The organism is Paenibacillus sp. HW567 (genome assembly GCF_000374185.1).
In the GTDB taxonomy this organism is placed as follows: Bacteria; Bacillota; Bacilli; order Paenibacillales; family Paenibacillaceae; genus Paenibacillus_AQ.
On the sequence record NZ_KB910518.1, the window covers coordinates 5,037,942 to 5,057,711 of the forward strand.

The 19,770-nt window shown below is 50.5% G+C and carries 16 protein-coding genes; 8 read left to right on the forward strand and 8 right to left on the reverse strand.

The features are described 5' to 3' along the window. Nucleotides 1-106: 106 nt before the first annotated feature. The 4 genes from B212_RS32215 to B212_RS0122385 form a co-directional block, all read right to left on the reverse strand. Nucleotides 107-2,134 carry an ABC transporter permease gene (locus B212_RS32215; protein WP_019913355.1) on the reverse strand — a complete coding sequence of 676 codons (2,028 nt, stop codon included), beginning with the start codon at nucleotides 2,132-2,134 and terminating at the stop codon, nucleotides 107-109. Continuing rightward, on the reverse strand, nucleotides 2,088-2,990 hold the full coding sequence (locus tag B212_RS0122375) for an ABC transporter ATP-binding protein (protein WP_019913356.1): 903 nt from the start codon (nucleotides 2,988-2,990) through the stop codon (nucleotides 2,088-2,090). Before B212_RS0122375 ends, B212_RS32215 begins: the two co-directional genes overlap by 47 nt. Beyond that, a complete protein-coding gene (locus B212_RS0122380; protein WP_019913357.1) occupies nucleotides 2,987-3,373 on the reverse strand; it encodes a GntR family transcriptional regulator in 387 nt (128 codons plus the stop codon). Before B212_RS0122380 ends, B212_RS0122375 begins: the two co-directional genes overlap by 4 nt. A 234-nt stretch (nucleotides 3,374-3,607) precedes the next feature. Further along, the gene (locus tag B212_RS0122385) at nucleotides 3,608-5,314 is read right to left on the reverse strand and encodes an MFS transporter (RefSeq protein WP_019913358.1); all 1,707 of its coding nucleotides are present in this window, start codon (nucleotides 5,312-5,314) and stop codon (nucleotides 3,608-3,610) included. A gap of 157 nt (nucleotides 5,315-5,471) precedes the next feature. On the opposite strand from B212_RS0122385, the gene B212_RS0122390 reads away from it, so the two are divergent. Both B212_RS0122390 and B212_RS34675 read left to right on the forward strand, forming a co-directional pair. Next, on the forward strand, nucleotides 5,472-6,089 hold the full coding sequence (locus B212_RS0122390; protein ID WP_019913359.1) for a TetR/AcrR family transcriptional regulator: 618 nt from the start codon (nucleotides 5,472-5,474) through the stop codon (nucleotides 6,087-6,089). A gap of 275 nt (nucleotides 6,090-6,364) precedes the next feature. Further along, nucleotides 6,365-6,889: a hypothetical protein gene (locus B212_RS34675; protein ID WP_156830184.1), complete on the forward strand. Its 525-nt coding sequence runs from the start codon at nucleotides 6,365-6,367 to the stop codon at nucleotides 6,887-6,889. A gap of 58 nt (nucleotides 6,890-6,947) precedes the next feature. On the opposite strand, the gene B212_RS0122395 is transcribed toward B212_RS34675, so the two are convergent. Further along, nucleotides 6,948-7,376 carry a MarR family winged helix-turn-helix transcriptional regulator gene (locus B212_RS0122395; RefSeq protein ID WP_019913360.1) on the reverse strand — a complete coding sequence of 143 codons (429 nt, stop codon included), beginning with the start codon at nucleotides 7,374-7,376 and terminating at the stop codon, nucleotides 6,948-6,950. 175 nt (nucleotides 7,377-7,551) lie between these two features. On the opposite strand from B212_RS0122395, the gene B212_RS32220 reads away from it, so the two are divergent. Beyond that, nucleotides 7,552-8,286, forward strand: coding sequence for a quinone oxidoreductase family protein (locus B212_RS32220; RefSeq protein WP_198015881.1), 735 nt, complete (start codon nucleotides 7,552-7,554; stop codon nucleotides 8,284-8,286). 551 nt (nucleotides 8,287-8,837) lie between these two features. On the opposite strand, the gene B212_RS0122405 is transcribed toward B212_RS32220, so the two are convergent. Further along, nucleotides 8,838-9,359: a hypothetical protein gene (locus tag B212_RS0122405; protein WP_019913363.1), complete on the reverse strand. Its 522-nt coding sequence runs from the start codon at nucleotides 9,357-9,359 to the stop codon at nucleotides 8,838-8,840. Nucleotides 9,360-9,948: 589 nt separating this feature from the next. Then, entirely contained in the window at nucleotides 9,949-11,085 is a 1,137-nt protein-coding gene (locus tag B212_RS33350; protein WP_019913365.1) for a polysaccharide deacetylase family protein, read from the reverse strand. Between the two features lie 501 nt (nucleotides 11,086-11,586). On the opposite strand from B212_RS33350, the gene qoxA reads away from it, so the two are divergent. The 5 genes from qoxA to B212_RS0122435 all read left to right on the forward strand — a co-directional run bounded on the left by qoxA (nucleotide 11,587) and on the right by B212_RS0122435 (nucleotide 17,363). Continuing rightward, on the forward strand, nucleotides 11,587-12,597 hold the full coding sequence (qoxA, locus tag B212_RS0122415) for a cytochrome aa3 quinol oxidase subunit II (RefSeq protein ID WP_019913367.1): 1,011 nt from the start codon (nucleotides 11,587-11,589) through the stop codon (nucleotides 12,595-12,597). A gap of 49 nt (nucleotides 12,598-12,646) precedes the next feature. Then, the gene (gene qoxB, locus B212_RS0122420; protein WP_019913368.1) at nucleotides 12,647-14,596 is read left to right on the forward strand and encodes a cytochrome aa3 quinol oxidase subunit I; all 1,950 of its coding nucleotides are present in this window, start codon (nucleotides 12,647-12,649) and stop codon (nucleotides 14,594-14,596) included. Further along, nucleotides 14,593-15,189: a cytochrome (ubi)quinol oxidase subunit III gene (locus tag B212_RS0122425; RefSeq protein WP_019913370.1), complete on the forward strand. Its 597-nt coding sequence runs from the start codon at nucleotides 14,593-14,595 to the stop codon at nucleotides 15,187-15,189. The genes qoxB and B212_RS0122425 overlap by 4 nt, the downstream gene beginning before the upstream one ends. A gap of 1 nt (nucleotide 15,190) precedes the next feature. Then, nucleotides 15,191-15,484: a cytochrome aa3 quinol oxidase subunit IV gene (gene qoxD, locus B212_RS0122430; RefSeq protein WP_019913371.1), complete on the forward strand. Its 294-nt coding sequence runs from the start codon at nucleotides 15,191-15,193 to the stop codon at nucleotides 15,482-15,484. Between the two features lie 244 nt (nucleotides 15,485-15,728). Then, on the forward strand, nucleotides 15,729-17,363 hold the full coding sequence (locus tag B212_RS0122435) for a stalk domain-containing protein (RefSeq protein WP_019913372.1): 1,635 nt from the start codon (nucleotides 15,729-15,731) through the stop codon (nucleotides 17,361-17,363). Between the two features lie 694 nt (nucleotides 17,364-18,057). Here B212_RS0122435 and B212_RS0122440 read toward each other — a convergent pair. Beyond that, entirely contained in the window at nucleotides 18,058-19,767 is a 1,710-nt protein-coding gene (locus B212_RS0122440; RefSeq protein ID WP_019913373.1) for a methyl-accepting chemotaxis protein, read from the reverse strand. Nucleotides 19,768-19,770 lie beyond the last annotated feature (3 nt).

Below are 19,770 nucleotides of genomic sequence, written 5' to 3' on the forward strand. Positions count from 1 at the left end.
TTGTTCCATCATCTGTCCTGACCTCCTTCATTTAATTTCCAAAAGCATAAGCCACTATTCCAGGTTCTGTCAACCTGTATCTTTCATTAAGGCGATTCCCTCCACGCTACGGAAGCAGCGATTTCAGCGCTGGCGGCATGTCCTGCTCAGGAAGAGAAATATAATTTATGTCTCCATCTTTGTACTCCACCTTAACTACATAAGCTCCGTTTTTCCCCGTATAATCACGCTGGCATTTCAGAATTTCCGCAATCCGCGCCATGTCCCGGGTAACCACTGAACGGTTGTCGCTGCGGGCCAGAGATATATGCTTTTCCAGGTTATAGACGTCCTCAGGGGGAAGCTTGCCCCTGTAATCATCCTTGAACATTTCGGCAGATTTAACATCCTCGGGACGGGTCCCCACCTTGTCTGCATAACCTTTTTGCTCCAGCCAGTTCCCCAGCTCCTTATAAGAGGGCAGCCAACTGTAGCTGTGAATGTAGTACACGCTCCCTTGCCTGGTCTCCTCCGGTGTGAGGACCGGCTGGATATTCGCGCGCGACAATTGACCGCCAGTCTGATCGTCATAGGACATGCCCAGAATTTCTTTTACCAGAATAGCTTTGAATTCCTGTACATCCTCCGGCTCCGTAATGCTTACCGTCCGATTCCGGCTTGCCAATCTGAAGCTTTCAAGTCCCTTATCCAGCCCCTGAAGATTATACTCTCTACGCTTGAAATCCCGATTCTCCATGACAGTCTTCAGTTCAGGCTCGAACCCTTGACCGGGGATTACGTACTCACGCACCAGCTTCCGCCCATTCTCCAGTTGATAAACTAAAGTGAACGTTTTGCTGATTGGATAGCGGCCGGACGAAGACTGAGTCTTCTCCGGACGTGCAATGACAAGCGCCTGATGCAGCTTACGTACCGCCTCAATGTAGGATTTATCCTTTGAAAAGATATCATCTTCAGCCACGGGAAACGAATTATCTTTAAACATCCGGAAGTTGCTTCCCGCATACACACTGCTGATGCGATCACCGGACGGAACACGGCTCTCATAACCTGTGAGCCCCGACACCGGAATGTAGACCAGCAGACCCAGAAGTATTCCGTACACGGCAAATTCCAGTGGCGTCTTGCGGGTTATAATCTGCCAGGTTTTGCGGATGATCATCTCCGCTGCGATATAGCCTAACAGCGCCCCGGCAATGTGGCTGCAAATGATCCAGCCAAGCTGATGAGGCTTTACCGAGGAAAAATAAGTTCCCGACAGCAGCATGGCGCAGAGCATAACCCCTGCTTTGAACAGCGGGTTGAAATAGGTGAAGGCAATCGCCTGTCCTGCCTTTTCACTTTGACGTTTGCGGTACAGCACAAAGGATAATGCCAGAAAGACCGCGGATAAACCGGCGTAAATCCATAGCTCTCCCCTGCTGTAAGGATTAACCGAAACATTCATCAACCGCAGCAGCGGCGACCAGCCTTCCAAGCGGTTGCTTATCACATACCAATCAGGGTATCCGTAGAGGTACGTGCTGAAGTGCTGATTAACAACCTGCAGCAGAACAGCAGGCAGAATTAAGAGAATATAGATAACAATTCCCTGAAGAATTGTTTGTCCCGTACATATGCCGACAAACACACTGAAAACAAATAAAAACAACGTAAGAATACTAACGATAAGTCCCCATTGCCAAATATCTGCTCCCGGGTAGATATACATATTGCCGCTAAGCGGCGTTACGATTGCGGTAACCCCCGCCGTTAGCCAGACCGGAATCAGCAGCAGGCCGATACCGCTCGCCATATGGGCTGTAAGTAAATGCTCCCGGCGGAGCGGAAGACTGTGCCACAGATCCGAGGGCATTTTGGACTGTAAATAACGGAACAGGAACAGCCCGGCAGCAACCGGAAGCGAGATGATGAACAGTGCCTGAATGCTCCCGCCAACACGGAACAGATTCTCGATTTTTTGAGGCTGCGCACCGGGATAGCTGTTGTTCATAAATAGCTGCAGCGGTAGCGAGAACAAGAGCCCCAGTGTATATATGATTCCAATCCAGCCGTGCTGGCGCACATTCTGGCGGATAATGCCGCTGTTAAAGAAGAATCGGCTGCGCATCATATCCGGCATCCCCCATTTCATAAATAAAGATTTCCTCCAGCGTCAAGGGAAGCAGATCAAATACATACGGCTCGTAGACATGAAAAGCTTGCGAAATCCGCTCGCGGTCACCTTTTACGATATACAGATTCACGCTCCCCCGCTGCTCCTGATGCAGAATCTGCAGCTTCGCTGTCAAGGCTGACGCATGCCGTTCATCCCGGAAGGCCACCTGAATTTTGTGCGTGTCCGCCTTCAGATCATCCAGATCCTTCTCCACCAGCATCCGGCCGCCATGCATTATTCCGACATGATCGCACAGATCCTCAATCTCCCGCAGGTTATGTGAGGAAATAAGTACGGTAAGCCCACGCTCCGCCACCTCCTGGAACAGCAGGTTTTTGATCTGCTTCCGCATGACCGGATCAAGCCCGTCAATCGGCTCATCCATAATAAGCACATCCGGCGTACAACTGAGCGCAAGCCAGAAGGCCGCCTGGCGCTGCATCCCTTTGGAGAAACGGCTCAGCTTGCGGCCTCTATCCAGCCGAAATATTGCCCCCAGCTCCTCGAAGCGTTTCCCGCTCCAGCCCGGATACATCGAACGATAGAAGGCCGCCATACTTTTGAGGGTCGCCTGCGGAAAGAAGTAAGGACTGTCAGGCATGAAGATAAGCCTCATCTTCACCGAAGGACTCTCGAAAACAGTCTCTCCGCCAACCTTCACCGTTCCTTCTTCGGGCCGGTAAATGCCGGCGAGTGTCTTCAGCAGTGTTGTTTTCCCTGCGCCGTTTGAGCCCAGCAGGCCGTAAATGGCCCCTTTATGTACCGTGAGGGACAGGCTGTCTACAGCCTTCTCGCCCTGAAAGCTTTTGCTGACTCCGCGAATTTCAATCATGGTTTCGCCCCTTTCTCTCGCTGCTCCAGTACCTGACGGTACAGTGCGCCTATTTCGCTCTCGGTAAATCCAAGGTACACCGCTTCGGCCATCAGGCGCAGCAGTTCCTCACGAAGCTCCGCTCTTTGACTCTCACTCTGCCCCTGCTGAAGTGAAGCCACAAAGCTCCCCTTGCCCTGCAAGGAATAAATATAACCTTCCCGCTCCAGCTCCCGGTAGGCTTTCTGGATCGTATTAGGGTTCACTGTAAGCTGAGAGGATAAGATTCTTACTGACGGAAGCTGCTCATCGGCTACCAAAATCCCGTGCATAATCAGCTCCTTGACCTTATCGGTCAACTGCTCGTAAATCGGCTTGCGGCTGCGGACATCCAATTCGAACATGACCGTCCTCCTTTCCCGTGCTGCATTCAGACGATGACGATATTGACTGAATATTTCATATAAGTGTATTAATTGTACTACTATTATTAATACAGTTTGAAATTGATGTCAATGCAAAAAGCGGTCCTCGCAGGACCGCTTGAGCATCATTTATATAGCCGCTTCCCTTCCTCTGCGGACTTGCAGCGGCAAGAATACGCCTCACCTATGAGGCTTCGCCTCGATAGACCTCTGTTACTGCTCCAGCGCAGCAGGCTCGGCAAGCACCTCCGATTTTTGCGGTTTTGGGCGTTTGTCGCTTAAGAGCGCGAACAGCAAGCCCGGAAGCAGCAGCAGACTGGCAAAAACAAAGGTACGGCTGAACGCCTGCACCGCTGTCTCCCGCATACCGCCTCCCGCCCCCGACAGCACCAGCTTCGCTTCGCGGTACTGGTTGCCGCTGTCTGCCGCAAAAGCCTTCTGCTCCGCAGGCGGCAGCTTGGCGGCGGCAAGCTCCACCGCATGAACCACAGCGGCGGCGGTGTCCGCTCCCCCGGCTCCTCCAGCGCTTCCACCCGCTGATGAACCCGCTCCCTTGCCGAGCGAGCCTACGGCTTCGGCAAGGACATTTTTGACGAACGGCTGCAGCACCGTATCCTCCTGAATGGCCTGGGCCGCACGCTGATTCGCCTTGTGCAGCTCGCTGTCCGTGTTGTGCTGCAGCACGGTCACGATGATAGCCACCCCGATGACACTTCCGAGCGCCTTAGCCATATTTGTGACCCCTGAAGAGATGCCCACTTTGTCCTCCGGCACATTGCGGACGGCAGAAGACATCACCGGAGCCATCGTAAGTCCCACGCCGACACCGGCCACAAACAGACGAATCACCACTTCGCTAACCGCCGAGTCAGCATGCAGTCCGCTCAGGGTATACATCGCTCCTCCCGTCACTAGAATGCCGGCGGCGGCGAACAGGTGGCTGCCATATTTTGCTGAGAGCGGCCCGGAAATCGCCGAGCTTATAATCGAGCCTACCGCAACCATCGAGAGCACAAGCCCAGCCTTAAGCTCGGTCATCCCCATCATCCGCGTCAGGAAAAAGGAGGTCAGCAGCGAGAGATTCATCAGTGCCGCGCCGACGAACAGCAAGGTCAGGGAAGCGCCGTTAAATGTCCGTATCCGCAGCAGCGACAGGGGCAGCATCGGTTCTTTTCCTTTCCACTGTGTCAGGAAGAACACTGCCAGCAGCACCAGACCTGTGCCCAGCAGCGCGAGCACAACCCCCGAATTCCAGCCATAGTCCTGCACCTTAATCAGCGCATATGTAATACAGAACATAGCGCCGGTGATTCCAAGTGTTCCGCCGTAATCAATCGACCTGCCTGCCGAGTTGTCCCGGGATTCCTTGATGAAAATGGCCGTTAGCACAATACTAAGCACACCAAGCGGCACATTGACAAAAAAGATCCACTCCCAGCTCAGCTTCTGCGTAATAATCCCGCCCAAAGCGGGACCGCTCGCTGCCGCCACACCCGACACGGCTCCCCATATGCCGATGATCAGGCCATGCATTTCTTTTGGAAAGGTGGTTGTAGTCAGCGGGATTGTAACAGGAACAATGATTGCTCCCGCGAGGCCCTGAATCACCCGCAGCAGGATCAGCACCCCAAGTGAGGTAGCAAACCCGGCCAGCAGCGAGGTTAAGGTAAACAAAGCAACACCGATTATGAATACCTTCTTGCGGCCAAACTGATCCGCCAGCCGTGAAGCCGTCAGAATAAATACGGCAAACGCCAGGTTATACCCGTTCATCACCCATGAAATTTGCGACACACTTCCGCCGAAATGGCGTGTCATTTCCGGCAGAGCGATATTAATAATCGTCGTATCCAGCAGCGCCATGAAAAACCCCAATACAATTGCCGTAAAAGATAAAGCTCTGCGTGTTCTAATACTCATCTCTCTCACTCCTCCAAATATGAACTATAGTTCACGTTTAGATTATATGAACTAAAGTTCATATTTGTCAATGAAAATAATTGAACTTTAGTTCATGTTTTGTTGACAGCCCCAAGCCGCTCCTCTACAATCGGTAATACAAGGGGGAGCTTCGGACATGAGTGACATTGGAGACAAGATCAGAACACCAAGGCAGGACCGCAGCATCAAAACCAAAGAAGCCATCGTGCATGCAGCCATGAAGCTGTTCTCAGACAAAGGCTTCCATCAGACCAATACCAAGCAAATCGCGGCTGCCGCCGGGGTATCGACCGGCAGCTTCTACTCCTATTTTGCCGATAAAAGAGCCGTATTCATTGACGTTCTTCATGTCTACGGCGAACAGCTTCTGGCCCGGATCGACGCTTCGATGTCAGAGTTCGACTTCAAAACGCTCGACCCGGCCGAGTTGATAAGCCATCTGGTAGACAGCCTGCTGCTCTCCCATAAAGATTTCGTCGGCTACCAAAATGATCTGACCATGATGTACCATAGCGATGAAGAGATCAAACAACTGATGGATGCACAGTATGAGGTGGGCCGGCGCAGAACCCTGCAGTATCTGCAGATGGGACAGGATGAGCTTAAAACCGAAGACCTGGAGGCTGCCTCCATTATCGTATTCGAATCTATGAGCACCATCGTTGACGTTATCTCCTTCTCCCCGCAGAGGATCTCCACCGAGCGGCTGAAGTCGGAGCTGGTCAATATGATCATCAATTATTTGTACAAGTGATAGCGCGAACTGCTTCTGGTTAGCATAAAAAGCGGCCGGCATGGCCGGGAGGGCGTAGTCCGGCATAGGGGGACTGTGTTGAGGCTGTGCGGGGGCTGCGTTGAGGCTGTGCGGGGGCTGCGTTGAGGCTGTGCGGGGGCTGCGTTGGGGCTGCGCGGGGGCTGCGTTGAGGCTGTGCGGGGGCTGCGTCGTGTGCGCGGGGCTGCGTTGGGCTGCGCCGGGGTGAGTGGGCTGCGTTTGCGGGGCGCGGAAATAACGGCAGTTTTGCCGTTGTTTTGGCTGATCCCAGGCCGAGCCGTGGAATTAACGGCATTCCTGCCGTTGTTCCCTCCAGCCCCGCCCATAGTACGCCTAACAACGGCAGTTTTGCCGTTGTTTTGGCTGATCCCAGGCCGAGCCGTGGAATTAACGGCATTCCTGCCGTTGTTCCCTCCAGCCCCGCCCATAGTACGCCTAACAACGGCAGTTTTGCCGTTGTTTTGGCCGATCTCACGTCGAGGCGTAGAATTAACGGCATTCCTGCCGTTGTTCCCTCCAGCCCCGCCCATAGTACGCCTAACAACGGCAGTTTTGCCGTTGTTTTGACCGATCCCGGGCACTGCCGTGGAATTAACGGCAGTTTTGCCGTTGTTCCCACCAGTATCGTACATAGTGCACCTAACAACGGCAGTTTTGCCGTTGTTTTGGCCGATCCCGCGTCGAGGCGCGGAATTAACGGCAGTTCTGCCGTTGTTCCCTTCAACATCACCCATAGTGCGCCTAACAACGGCATTTTTTTGTTTTATCTAGGTCAAATTTAAGATTTTAAGCATGAATTAGCTAAAACAAAAAAATCCCATCAACTAGTTAAGAAATTCTTTAGTCTAAAAACTTAGAAGCGGTTTCAATTATTTTTGCTGCTAACTCTGAGAGTTGGGAGTGCTCATTGTTGGAAAGGATCTCTGTTAGGCCATGAATTTTAAGTATAATTTCTCCGCCGACCTCATCGGTAATTTGTCGGCCAGTGAGTGTCAGTCTAACGTTAAACCTGCGGCGGTCTTCTAGCGAGGGAACACGCTCGACTAATCCCCGACGCTCTGCACGGTCAATGAGTCCGGTAATACTGGATTTATCTAGTTCCAAATGCTGGGCAAGCTGCTGCATACTCGGTTCGCGGTCGCGCAGGATGCCCAACAGACGTATTTGAATAAGGGAGAGCTCGTAAGGAGCTCCGGCATTAGCTAGCACTGACTGAATCATATAAGAAAATTGTATTAAGTTATCCGCCATTGATATATCAGTATTCATTCAAACTCGCTCCAGACTAAATAGTATTGAAACAAACATAAATCAGCGTGATCGGAACTGACATCGTTTATTTTCTATATCATTATAACATAAATCTTGACTTAGTTTGTAATACAAACTATATTGTTTGTATCACAAACAAATTTAACGCGAAAACGCGAATGGAGGATATTTTATGCATGCAGCAGTTGTACGTTCATTTGATACTGTACCAAAATGTGAAAGTGTCGAAATCCCGCAACCAACTGGTGAGCATGAGGAGCTAATTACTGTTCTAGCTGCAGGGCTTCATCCCCGCGTTCGCTCTCAAGCGGACGGTTCCCACTATACCAGTACAGGCGAATTACCATTGATTCCCGGTATTGATGGCGTCGGTAGATTACCAAACGGTAGCTTGGTATACTTCGCGGTCCCAGAAACAGCTTTTGGCTCAATGGCTGAAAAGACTGTAATCGACCTACGCCACAGTTTACCTATACCTGAAGGAGCTGATCCGATACAGATTGCTGCGGCAATGAATCCGGCAATGTCTTCTTGGGTGGCTCTGCGTCGCAGAATCAATTTCCAACCAGGACAACAGGTACTTGTGTTGGGCGCAACCGGCAATTCCGGGCAGATGGCAGTTCGCATTGCCAAGTTGCTTGGTGCGAGCCGAGTCATTGGTGCGGGTCGCGATCCGCAGCGTCTGAACGAACTTTACGCTCTGGGAGCAGATGAGATCGTATCGCTGAATGGAGACCCAAAAGAAGCTGCTGATCGAGTCGCTGAGGTAGCCTCCGAAGTTGACGTAGTAATTGATTACCTATGGGGGAAGACTGCGGAACTAGTTATCCCTTCGCTGCTTACAAGCGCTCTGATCGAAGTCGCGCGCTATACTGGATCGAAATTGGTTCCATGGCTGGTTCTTTAGCTGCTATTCCTTCCGCTGCGCTCCGTTCAGCAAATCTTCACCTGATAGGTAGCGGACAAGGATCGGCCACTCCTGCTGGATACTTGGCTGAATTTCCCACACTTATTGAAGCTATAGCAAACGGTCAACTGGGTATAACAGTAAAAACCGTTCCACTTCTTCAAGTCGAACAGGCGTGGACTGCCCAGACTGATCCATCGCAGCGAATTGTATTAGTACCGACGGTAGATTGAGTTAAATGTCGTAACCCTTCAGGGTATAGTACTCCTTGAACAAGACATGCAGCATAACCGCTTAGACAGAGTATTTAGATTATAGTAGACACAAAGACTCAAGAATTCCCTCTGCTGAGTCCACAAAAAAAGCTGAGAAAACGAATCTAAAAAATAGTGATTCGCTTCTCAGCTTGCTTTTATAAATAGAATTGAGATGACTAACCTATCTGGTAAGAAAACCCCTTTCTGTTCGGTTTAGTGAATTGGGCATTTGGGCTCGTGCGTTTTAAAGCCCAGTTTCACCATTGAATTTTAAAAGTAAATGAGCCTTTCCCTTTAGCTAAATTGAATTGAATGCAACTCTAGATTTTTTGATTTATCGAATTCCAACTTGATTTCATACTTTCCAGAAGGACCACTGAAGGTAGAAGTCACAATAATTCCTTCACTCACAATTACATGCCCGCTCTCTTTTATTCCTCCATCTAAATAAATCTTTATTTCTCCGCTACCTTTAGCTGATAATGTAAGGTCTGTCTGCAACGCTACACCTTCGCTATCATCCAGAGCACAGAAATAAAGATAGTACTTACCATCCCTATAGATTGCATCCGGTGCATATAGTAGATCCTGCGATAAATTTCCAAAATCATGTACATTCTTCAAATCAGAATCTTTACTATCCTTCTTATTTATACGTTTCTGTCTACTTCGCTGCATAAATGGGGTCGGATTGTCCCAATCCCAGTCAACCTTCGGATATTTCACTTTATCATTGTCCAACAGCCAATCGAATACTACTCTATACTCCTTGCTGCAAAAAGTATTGTCATCGAATTGATCCCAGCTTCCGTACACGTATACTCTCCCGTCAGGCATAACATGTGCTTCTGGATCGGGTATGCAGATGGGGGAAACCACTCAATGGTCGGCTTATTACCATCGCTAAAGACCGTATAAAGAATAAAGCCAGCCGTCGGCACCCCCCCCTATTGTAGACGCCTTCTATGGCCTCCTTGTATGCCTTAAAAAGCAACAAGAGATAAACCGTCGGATATGTGGTGATTCATACTGTACTGATTATCTGGACTATCTTAACGTTAATGAGATGGGACATCTTATAAAACCTAACTATATTTCACAGCATTTTGCCCTTGTACTTAAGAAAAATAATTTACGGCATATTCGATTTCACGATCTTCGGCACCCATATGTCAAGCCCAGGCTAAAATATAATTTATTTTTTTAGCCTACAAACGGTCGCGATATAGACAGTCGATTCAATAGCAGTATTAAAAGACTGATCAAGGCCTCCATACAGTAACAGGTTTTTTATTATTTCACCTGTCTACTATATGGGGAGCATATCAGAAGGCCTTGAAGCTTACTCTTTTTTATACAAATACAAATCATATTCCCCACAGGATGCCCCGGTGATGATCAAACGTCAGCGGTGGTCTTTCCAGAAGTTCAGCGGCTGAAGATCCTTCGTAATGATTTCGAAAGTGTAGCCCTCTTTCTTCAGCGACTCAAGGAGGCGTGGAAGAACTTTGAGGGTGGCTTTCTGATCATGCATCAGAACAACCGGGTTGGTTTTGGATTTTTGCAGCCCGTGCACCTGGTTCATTACCGTGTTATAGATTTTGGCACTGTTCTCCTTGTACTTCCAGTCATCCGAGTCCACATTCCAGTCCCACAGATGGTAGCCCTGGACCAGCACCTTGTCTCTGAAGCTCTTGGTAAAATAAGGCTTGCTGCCGTAAGGCGGACGGATCAGCGTTGTGCCTGTGCCGGCAATCTTTTGCAGCACTGCGTTATCTCCGCTCATTTCCGCCAGTGCGGCGGATGGGGAAGCATAAAATTTGTCTTTGCGGTGCGTCATGCCGTGGAGCCCCAGTCCGTTCCCCTCTTTTACAATACGCTTCACCTCAGCAGGGTAACGGTTCATATTGGGTCCGAGCATGAAGAATGTAGCTTTCACCCCATACTTGTCCAGAATGTCCAGCAGCTCCGAGGTCGTCGCGGAAGGCCCGTCATCAAAGGTCATATACAGGGTCTTGCCCGGCTTGCCGGCAGGTGTCTGCGAAGGTTTCGCCGGAGTGGTCGACGGATGCAGTTCACTCTTATATTGGCTCAGGAACGCCGCATCATCCAGCGCCGCCGAAGCATCCCGGACTCTCAGTAAATATTTATCAGGCTCAAAGGATATGATATACCCAAGGTAGGCGCTGATCTTGAGTTGAACCATCAAGGTACCATTCTTCACAAACGTGTTCATCGGCGCGGTAGTTCTATCTTGAAGCTGAGCACCGCCATTACCCTTGAGCAGCAGCAGCTTGCGCCCTCCGCCGTCCACCTGAATTCCGTCAGGAAGGCCGGTAATCGTCCATTTCAATTCTGCTGCCAAAGCGCGGAGCGGGACATAATAGCTGCCTTTTACGGAAACGGCTGTAATGCCGCTCAGTTTATCGTTCACCCCAAGCTTCAGTTCAGCGTTCGCGCCTGTAGCGCTTGCCGTCGTCTGCACGACACCAAGACATAGTAAAAATGAAAAGAATAACAGCATTGCTTTTTTAATAGTCACCAGTTGCAGTCTCCAATCTATGTATATTTATCTATTACTTTATCATAGATTCATATAGCGTTATTTGAGAGATTGTAACCAGATGCAGAAAAAACTGTAACACTTTCATTGTGATAAATGACATATCGCATTCTTTTTCAGAAAGAAATCGAAAATGGTTGAACGCTGTCGCATCAAGAAAAAATCACCAAAACAGCGCTGTTTTCACTTAAATTATATGTGACGAAAATAGTAACTTTTATGAAATTGTGAACAAAATTTGAACTTCCTTAAAATAACCTTAAGACGCACCGTTACAGTGATCTTTATCATACATAAAGATATTTGTAACAATTTGATCACATATATTTAACTAAATGGACATTTTTGAGGACGATTGTAGCTTTTTATCCAGAATATGTATTTTGCATTATGGGTAAGTAGTTCTTACTATAGATACAGGTTAATGTTTGCCCGCAATGTTCGGCGAATGACAAGAACTATTGAAGGAAGGAGTTCTATATGACAAAAAAGGGACCGTTATACGCTTTGTTTCTCAGCCTTATCCTCCTCCTGCCGGGATGCAGTTCACTCACCGTTCTGAATCCGAAGGGGCCTTCTGCACGAACTTTATCTGACACCATCATCCTTTCTATTATAGTGATGCTCGGTGTTCTGGCAGTTGTCTACATCTTATATATCTTCGTGCTGGTGAAGTACCGGGCCAAGAAAAGCAATGAAGGTTACATTCCTGAGCATGAGGAGGGCAACAAGGTACTCGAAGCGATCTGGATTATCATCCCGATCATTATCGTAGCCTTCCTGTCCGTCGTAACCGTTAAGACAACCAATGCCGTCGAGAATGTCGCTGCAGAATACAAAGATCAGAAGCCTCTGGTCATCTACGCAGCCTCTTCCAACTGGAAATGGCATTTCAGCTACCCGGAGGAAGGCATTGAAACCGTGAACTACCTCAATATCCCCGTGCACCGGGCGGTAGAGTTCCGGATGTATTCTTTTGGCCCCATCACCAGTCTGTGGATTCCGCAGCTCGCCGGTCAAAAGTACGCCATGAGCGACATGCTCACAACGCTCCACCTTTCCGCTGATACGGAAGGCTCATATCTCGGCAAAAATGCCAATTTCAACGGCAAGGGCTTTGCCCAAATGGAGTTTGAAACTCTCGTCATGAGCAGCAAGGATTACGACAAATGGGTGAAAGAGGTTAAAGAAACCGCTCCCATACTGACGGAGAAGGAATTCAAGGGCCTGCTTGCCGCCGATTTTATCGGACGTAAAACCTATTCCTCCACCCATCTGGAGTTCAGTCCTCCTCCCGGAGACCACGGCCAGCATATGAGCGGCGACGGCAAAGAGATGGATATGGGCAACGGCAGTATGGAGCATCAGGACAACAAGGACATCCACCCTTCACCGGCAACGACTGAGGAAACCGAGTTCAACACTAAAACGGACCCGGAACTGGAGCAGCCTGTGCCTAGCTCACCCGTAGACGAACATACGCACAAATAGCAGCTTGTAATAACCCGCTCGATGAAACAACCTGAAAGGAGCCACCCTAATGGATTTAGAAAAATTTAAGGTTCCAGGCGAACCCTTAATCTATGGAGCCATGGCCAGTATCGCACTTGCTACCATAGGGATAATCGTCGGGCTAACCTATTTTAAAAAATGGGGCTACCTCTGGCGCGAATGGCTGACCACGGTTGACCATAAGAAAATCGGCGTCATGTATATCCTGGCCGCGCTGCTCATGCTGTTCCGCGGCGGTGTCGACGCAATGATGATGCGTCTGCAAACGGCAGCGCCGGAAATGAAATTCCTCAACGCGCAGCATTACAATGAGGTATTCACCACTCACGGCCTGATCATGATTCTCTTCATGGCTATGCCGTTTATCATCGGTCTGATGAACGTTATCGTACCGCTGCAGATCGGCGCAAGGGACGTGGCTTTCCCCCGCCTCAACGCCGTCAGCTTCTGGCTCTTCTTCTTCGGGGCCATGCTGCTGAACATTTCCTTCGTCATCGGAGGATCGCCGGATGCCGGTTGGTCGGCTTATTTCCCGCTGGCGGGTCTGGAGTTCAGTCCTACGGTCGGTAACAACTACTACTCTCTGGCGCTGCAGATTTCCGGTATCGGGACTCTGATCACAGGCGTCAACTTTATCGTAACGATTCTCAAAATGCGCGCACCAGGCATGAAGCTGATGAAGATGCCGATGTTCACCTGGTCCGTGCTGATTACCAACATCATTATCGTCTTCGCCTTCCCGGTGCTGACCGTGGCGCTGGCGCTGATGATGTTCGACCGCCTGTTCGGCTCACAGTTCTTCACGATGGCGAACGGCGGGATGGATATGCTCTGGGCCAACCTGTTCTGGGTATGGGGCCATCCGGAGGTCTATATCGTTATTTTGCCGGCCTTCGGTATTTATAGCGAAATTATCGCCACCTTCTCCAAAAAGAACTTGTACGGCTATAAATCAATGGTATTCAGTATGGTGATTATCTCGCTCTTGTCCTTCCTGGTATGGGCTCACCATTTCTACACAATGGGTCAAGGCGCGATGGTCAACAGCTTCTTCTCGATTACCACAATGGCTATTGCCGTACCGACAGGGGTTAAAATATTCAACTGGCTGTTCACCCTGCGCAAAGGGCGGATCACCTTTACTACACCGATGCTCTACACGCTGGCCTTTATCCCGATCTTCACCATCGGCGGGGTTACCGGCGTCATGCTGGCAATGGCCAGTGCCGACTACCAGTACCACAACACCATGTTCCTGGTCGCGCATTTCCACTACGTGCTGATTCCGGGCGCCGTCTTCGCGGTTATTGCCGGGTTCCATTACTGGTTCCCGAAAGTATTCGGCTTCCGCCTGAACGAACGGCTGGGCAAGCATTCCTTCTGGTGGATCGTGATTTCCTTTAACGTCACCTTCTTCCCGCTGTTCTTCCTCGGTCTGATGGGGATGACCCGGCGGATGTACACCTATTCCAAGGAAACAGGCTTCGGTCCGCTCAATATGCTGAGCTTCGTAGGCGCGGTGGGTCTGGCTATCGGCTTCCTGCTTCTGGTCTACAACATCTACTGGAGCACACGCTACATGCCGAGAGACACTACCAGCGATCCTTGGGATGGACGCACACTGGAATGGGCTACGCATAGTCCGATGCCGGTCTATAACTTCGCGGTTGTGCCGAAGGTTCAGACGCTGGATGCCTTCTGGGCTGCCAAGCAGAACAAGAACATGCCGCTGTTCGAGGATAAAATCACCAAGATTCACATGCCAAGCAATACCGGCAAACCGTTCATCCTGGGTGTTATCTTCTTCTTCCTCGGCTTCTTCCTGGTCTTCAGCATGTGGATTCCTGCGATTGTCGCTGGAGCCGGTGTGCTGATTATGCTGGCTGCCATGTCCTTTGACCGGGATCACGGCTACTATATTTCCGCTGAAGAGGTTATGGCTACAGAAAAGAAACTAATGCGGGGTGAGACTGTATGAAAATAGATGCGTCTAAGCCGCTGGAATACTCTACAGAAGAGAACAGCAACAAAATTTTCGGGTTTTGGGTGTTTCTCGGCGCTGAAATTCCGTTGTTCGCCACCTTGTTCACCGTATATTTTGTAATGGTGAACCGTTTTGCCAGCGGCCCTAGCGGGAGCGAGCTGTTCGAAATCGGCCCGGTGCTGATCGAAACCTTCCTGCTCCTGACCAGCTCGTTCACAATTGGTCTTGCCGTTCATGCCATGCGTCTTGGCTATAAGAAAGCGATGATGGTCTTCATGGCCCTCACGCTGCTGATGGGTCTGGGCTTTATCGGGATTGAAATCACGGAGTTCTTCACCTATGTGCATGAAGGCGCGACGCTGCAGACCAGCGGCTTCCTCTCCAGCCTCTTCGTCCTGCTGGGCACGCACGGCGCTCACGTCAGCTTCGGCTTCCTGTGGGGAACGGCCATTATGATTCAATTGTGGCGTCAAGGCATTAATCCCGCTACCGCCAACAAGACATTTATCTTCTCACTGTTCTGGCATTTCCTGGACGTTGTCTGGATCTTTATCTTCAGCTTCGTCTACCTGAAAGGACTGATGTGACATGATGAAGCAACTGTTTCCAATTCGCCATGTGATGGGTTATCTGGCCTCTCTGGTCCTTTCTGCCGCAGCGTTAATCGTGATCTATGGTGATCTGTCCAAGGGCGCCAATATGGCCATATTGCTGGTCACAGCTATTATCCAAGCTTCCCTGCAGTTGTTCGTGTTCATGCATATCGGGGAATCGGCGGATAACAAAAAAGAGCTGTACATTAATATCGCCTACGCCTTGTTTGTCGGTCTGGTTACCATTTTCGGCACCTTGTACATCTTCGTATGGGGCTGGTACGCTTAAGAAACGGATGAACTGCATACTTCGGATTTGCATGATAAGCGGTCCTCTCCGGGTTAATGCCGGGGCGGGCCGCTTTTTTGCGTGCCCATGATTTTCAACAAACCTTCAGCGCACCTTCAACAAACCTTCAGCGCAATCTCATATAGCTTTCAGTTAGCGGTCCTACAATATAGACATGCAGCAGCACAGAGCAACATGCTCTACATAAGCAGGATCAATCTTACTTGAAAAGGATGGGATAACCATGGGCAAAAGAAACGCAATGAAGGGTTTTGTAGCCGGCGTTGCCGTAACCGCTTCGGTAGCAATGTCCGTCTCAGCTTATGCCGACTCGATTCAAAAACAAATCGCCGTCACCTATGACAACATTATTGTGAAGCTGAACGGGCAGGAAGCCGCGCTTAAGGACGCTACCGGCGCAACGGTAAAGCCATTTATCTATAATGGCACTGTCTATCTCCCGGCAAGAGCCATCTCGGAAGCGGTCGGCCTGACGGCAAACTACGACAAAACCACAAAGACGGTCAGCCTGACATCAACGGACAGCACCTCTGGTGCAGCGGGGACAGCAGGGACTGCAAGTGCGGGTGATGGAAAAACAGGTACACCGCCTGAGGGCACGCCGCCAACCGGAACCCCTCCTGAAGGAACTGGCGGCGGTACGGGCAGCACCGTGGACGCCAGCACACTCGGCAGCGCTACCTACTCGCTAAGCGGCGGCACAGCCAGCAAAACGCTGGAGACTTTTACCGCAACTGCAGCCGATGCTTCGGCAGTCAAAGTTACGAATGGCGGCGTGCTTACGCTCACCGGCGTAACGCTTGGCAAAACCGGCGCTACCTCCTCCGAGGACAACAGCAACTTCTATGGCCTTAATGCCGCTTTGGCAGCGACAGCAGGCAGCACAGTAACGCTGAAGGATTCAACGGTTACGACTGACGCGGACGGTGCCAATGCCGTTTTTGCCACCGGCGCAGGCTCGACCATTAATGTATCCGGCGTTACGATCAACACCACCGCCAATTCCTCACGCGGCTTGGATGCCACCTACACAGGCACTGTGAACGCGACCAATGTTAATATCACAACGGCAGGCACCCATTCGGCCAGCATCGCTACAGACCGTGGCAACGGAACTGTAAATGTCAGCGGGGGCACAATGAATACCTCCGGTACCGATTCGCCGGGAATCTACTCGACAGGAAGTATTAACGTCATTGGAGCTACCCTTACCGCAAGCGGCTCCGAAGCTGCCGTGATTGAAGGCAAAAACTCCATCACCTTGAACAACACCTACCTGTCCGGCGCCGCAAAAAGCGGTGTGATGCTCTACCAGAGCTTCTCCGGTGACGCCGAGGTCGGCACCAGCACCTTCACGATGAACGGCGGAGCGCTTACCGCCTATGCCGGTCCGTTGTTCTACTCCACCAATACAAATGCCGTCATTAATCTGAAGGAAGCGGGATTAACTTCCTCCTCCGGCATCCTGCTTAAAGCCGCTGCCGATAAGTGGGGCACGTCAGGCGCAAATGGCGCGAGCGTAACGCTGAACGCCGACAGTCAGACCCTGCGAGGAGAAGTAACCGCTGACGCCATCAGCTCCGTTGCGCTTGTTCTGAGCAATGGCAGCTCGCTAAGCGGAGCTATAGATAATGCCAATACAGCCAAGACAGCATCGCTTAGCCTGGATGCCAGCAGCTCATGGAATGTCACCGGCGACTCCTACTTAAGCACCTTCACGGACAGCAATACTACCTTCAGCAATATCACGGACAACGGCCATACGATCTATTATGATGCTACTGCCAGTGCCAATAACTGGCTGAACGGCAAAACCATCTACCTTAGCGGCGGCGGCATGCTGACACCGGCAAGCTGAGGGCTTGGGTGTAGAATTTATGGTCCACTGCCAGCGTAAGCTATAAAAGTTGAGCTATAGATTTCATACTGTGGTCTGGTCGTAACTGCGGGGAATGTTTGGACTTCCGGCTGCTGCCCGCCTGCAAATTTCTTGATTATTACCGCTCTTCGCGGTAGAAATGCGCAGACAGCCTTTGCTTACGATGCCAGCTTTCCTACGGAAAGCTCTCAGGCGGGTCGCTACCGCTCCGTAAGTATCCAAACTTCCCCTCACTTCTGCCCTTTTTAATGTTTTCTTTAGTTCAACTGATATAAGCGCTTAGTTGCAAAACTATAGTTGCAACCAACAAGCCCCCGGAGCTTCTATGAGCTTCGGGGGCTTGTTGGTTGTTGATTTTGGGTTGATTTTGCATTTTTTGCAGCTAACTCTGTTCCTGTTCAGATAACCAGAGGAGTGGTCGCAATTAAAGTGGAATTTGTACCACTAATTGGCCCCTCCATGCCTCCGTTTACGTGTTAAGCGGAATTCGTCCCACTAATTTGGAGTCCAGAGATCAAAAACAGCATATATAACAAAATTAAGCGGACAAATTCCCACTACCAGCCAAAATTCAAAAATTCGTGGCATATTAAGTGACTTTTTTCCGCCTAATCTGCTGGGAGAGAGTACGGATAAGACAGAGTTGCAGAGATAGAGACACAGAAGCAGCGGTCTAGAGCTTGAACCGGGCCAGCTCCTTCTGCAAGCTCTCGGCAAGGGTCGCCAGGTACTGGGCCGACAGTGACATTTCCCCCATCGCGGTCAATTGCTCCCCGCTGGCTGCGCTGGTGCTCTGCACATCCTCCGCGCCTTTGCGCGAGACTTCGCTTGCCTGCTCCATCGCCTGAGATACACTTAATGCTTCCATTGAGACATTCCGGACAGCCAATCTGATCTCTTCCGTCTGCCGCGCGGCAATTTGGATGGAGGTTTGTATCTCCGAAAATGCCCGGGCGACAACCTCACTCTGGGCCACACCATGAGCGACCAGCTCCGATCCCAATTCCATCGACTGCACTGCGCTTCCAGTCTCCCGCTGAATATGCGTAATGATGTCTGTAACCCGGAGCGAGCTTCTCCCTGTCGCTTCCGCCAGCTTGCGGATTTCTTCGGCGACAACCGCAAAACCCTGCCCATGCTCCCCGGCTCTGGCCGCTTCAATGGAAGCATTCAGGGACAGCAGATTCGTCTGGGTGGCAATCTCGTTGATCGTTGTAATAATCGTATTGATCTCACCCGATAAGCTGCCCAGCTTGCTGACAATCTCCCGGCTGGATAACACACTGGAGTTAATTTCCTGCATCTGCGTTAAGATAACCCCGACAGCGCCAGCGCCGTTATCTGTTGAAACGGCAGCCTGCTCCATCCGCCCGGACATCTCATTACTGCTGCGTTCGACAGCGGCAATATCCTCCGCCATCCCCTGCACAGATTGGGCTGTGCGGTCAATGATCTCCGCCTGCACACCGAAGGAAGCAGCGATCTCGGAGGAGGTATCTGCGATCATTTGCGAAGCGCGTGCCGTCTGTTCCGCACTGGCGCTCATCTCCTGCGAGGAGGCTGACAGCATCTCGGAGCTTTCCGATACTCCCTGCATCATGCTCTTCAGACTGCCCAGCATTGTATTGTAGGAATTGTTGATCTGACCAATCTCATCTCCGGATGCATAGGAGGCCATTGCAGTAAGATCACCTGCTTCTGCGCGTTTCATAAGCTTCTGCAAATCTCTCAGCGGATTCGCAATTAATCTGGCGATGAGGAAGCCGATGCTTACGGAAAGCAGCCAGGCGGTAATTATGAGCAGAACACTTGTGGTGGTGGAGCTTTTGGCGCTGTCCAGCGTGGCCTTGTGATGCTCCTCGGCATCCTTAACCATCAGGGCGGCTGTATCCTCAAGCAGATTCACCATCGTATTGCGCGCTTCACTGAAGCCGCTTGCAGAGAAGATCTGATAGCCTTCGCTGCTGAGATTTTTATCCGCAAGCTGGATGATGTTATCACGCTGAGACCGGTAATCCGGCAGCAACGACAAGTATTCATTAATCTTGTTCACAATCGCTTTATTGCTGAATGGAATAGCCTTTAGCCTGGCCAGGAGATCATTGTTTTTCCCGATATTGTCCTTGATAGCCAGCGTAAGCTCCTTGCTCTTGGCTTCATCCCTAGTAATCAGATCCTCCAGGAGGAAAGACTCAATCGCGCGGTTGTTCCCGCGTATTTCCGTTACAAGATAAATCGGCTGCAGATTCTGGTTATAGGTTTCCTTGGATCTGGCTGCCATTTGCCTGGTGGTGATAATGCCAGCTACTCCGATAGCAAGCAGCATGCACACAAAAATCGTCACCAGCAATATCATTTTATTTCTTATCTTGAGATTTCTCATTCC

Coding starts and splice junctions, on each gene's coding strand:
- B212_RS32215 (WP_019913355.1), bottom strand. CDS start 2,134: ATGAAATGGGGGATGCCGGATATGATGCGCAGCCGATTCTTCTTTAAC.
- B212_RS0122375 (WP_019913356.1), bottom strand. CDS start 2,990: ATGATTGAAATTCGCGGAGTCAGCAAAAGCTTTCAGGGCGAGAAGGCT.
- B212_RS0122380 (WP_019913357.1), bottom strand. CDS start 3,373: ATGTTCGAATTGGATGTCCGCAGCCGCAAGCCGATTTACGAGCAGTTG.
- B212_RS0122385 (WP_019913358.1), bottom strand. CDS start 5,314: ATGAGTATTAGAACACGCAGAGCTTTATCTTTTACGGCAATTGTATTG.
- B212_RS0122390 (WP_019913359.1), top strand. CDS start 5,472: ATGAGTGACATTGGAGACAAGATCAGAACACCAAGGCAGGACCGCAGC.
- B212_RS0122395 (WP_019913360.1), bottom strand. CDS start 7,376: ATGAATACTGATATATCAATGGCGGATAACTTAATACAATTTTCTTAT.
- B212_RS32220 (WP_198015881.1), top strand. CDS start 7,552: ATGCATGCAGCAGTTGTACGTTCATTTGATACTGTACCAAAATGTGAA.
- qoxA (WP_019913367.1), top strand. CDS start 11,587: ATGACAAAAAAGGGACCGTTATACGCTTTGTTTCTCAGCCTTATCCTC.
- qoxB (WP_019913368.1), top strand. CDS start 12,647: ATGGATTTAGAAAAATTTAAGGTTCCAGGCGAACCCTTAATCTATGGA.
- B212_RS0122425 (WP_019913370.1), top strand. CDS start 14,593: ATGAAAATAGATGCGTCTAAGCCGCTGGAATACTCTACAGAAGAGAAC.
- qoxD (WP_019913371.1), top strand. CDS start 15,191: ATGATGAAGCAACTGTTTCCAATTCGCCATGTGATGGGTTATCTGGCC.
- B212_RS0122435 (WP_019913372.1), top strand. CDS start 15,729: ATGGGCAAAAGAAACGCAATGAAGGGTTTTGTAGCCGGCGTTGCCGTA.
- B212_RS0122440 (WP_019913373.1), bottom strand. CDS start 19,767: ATGAGAAATCTCAAGATAAGAAATAAAATGATATTGCTGGTGACGATT.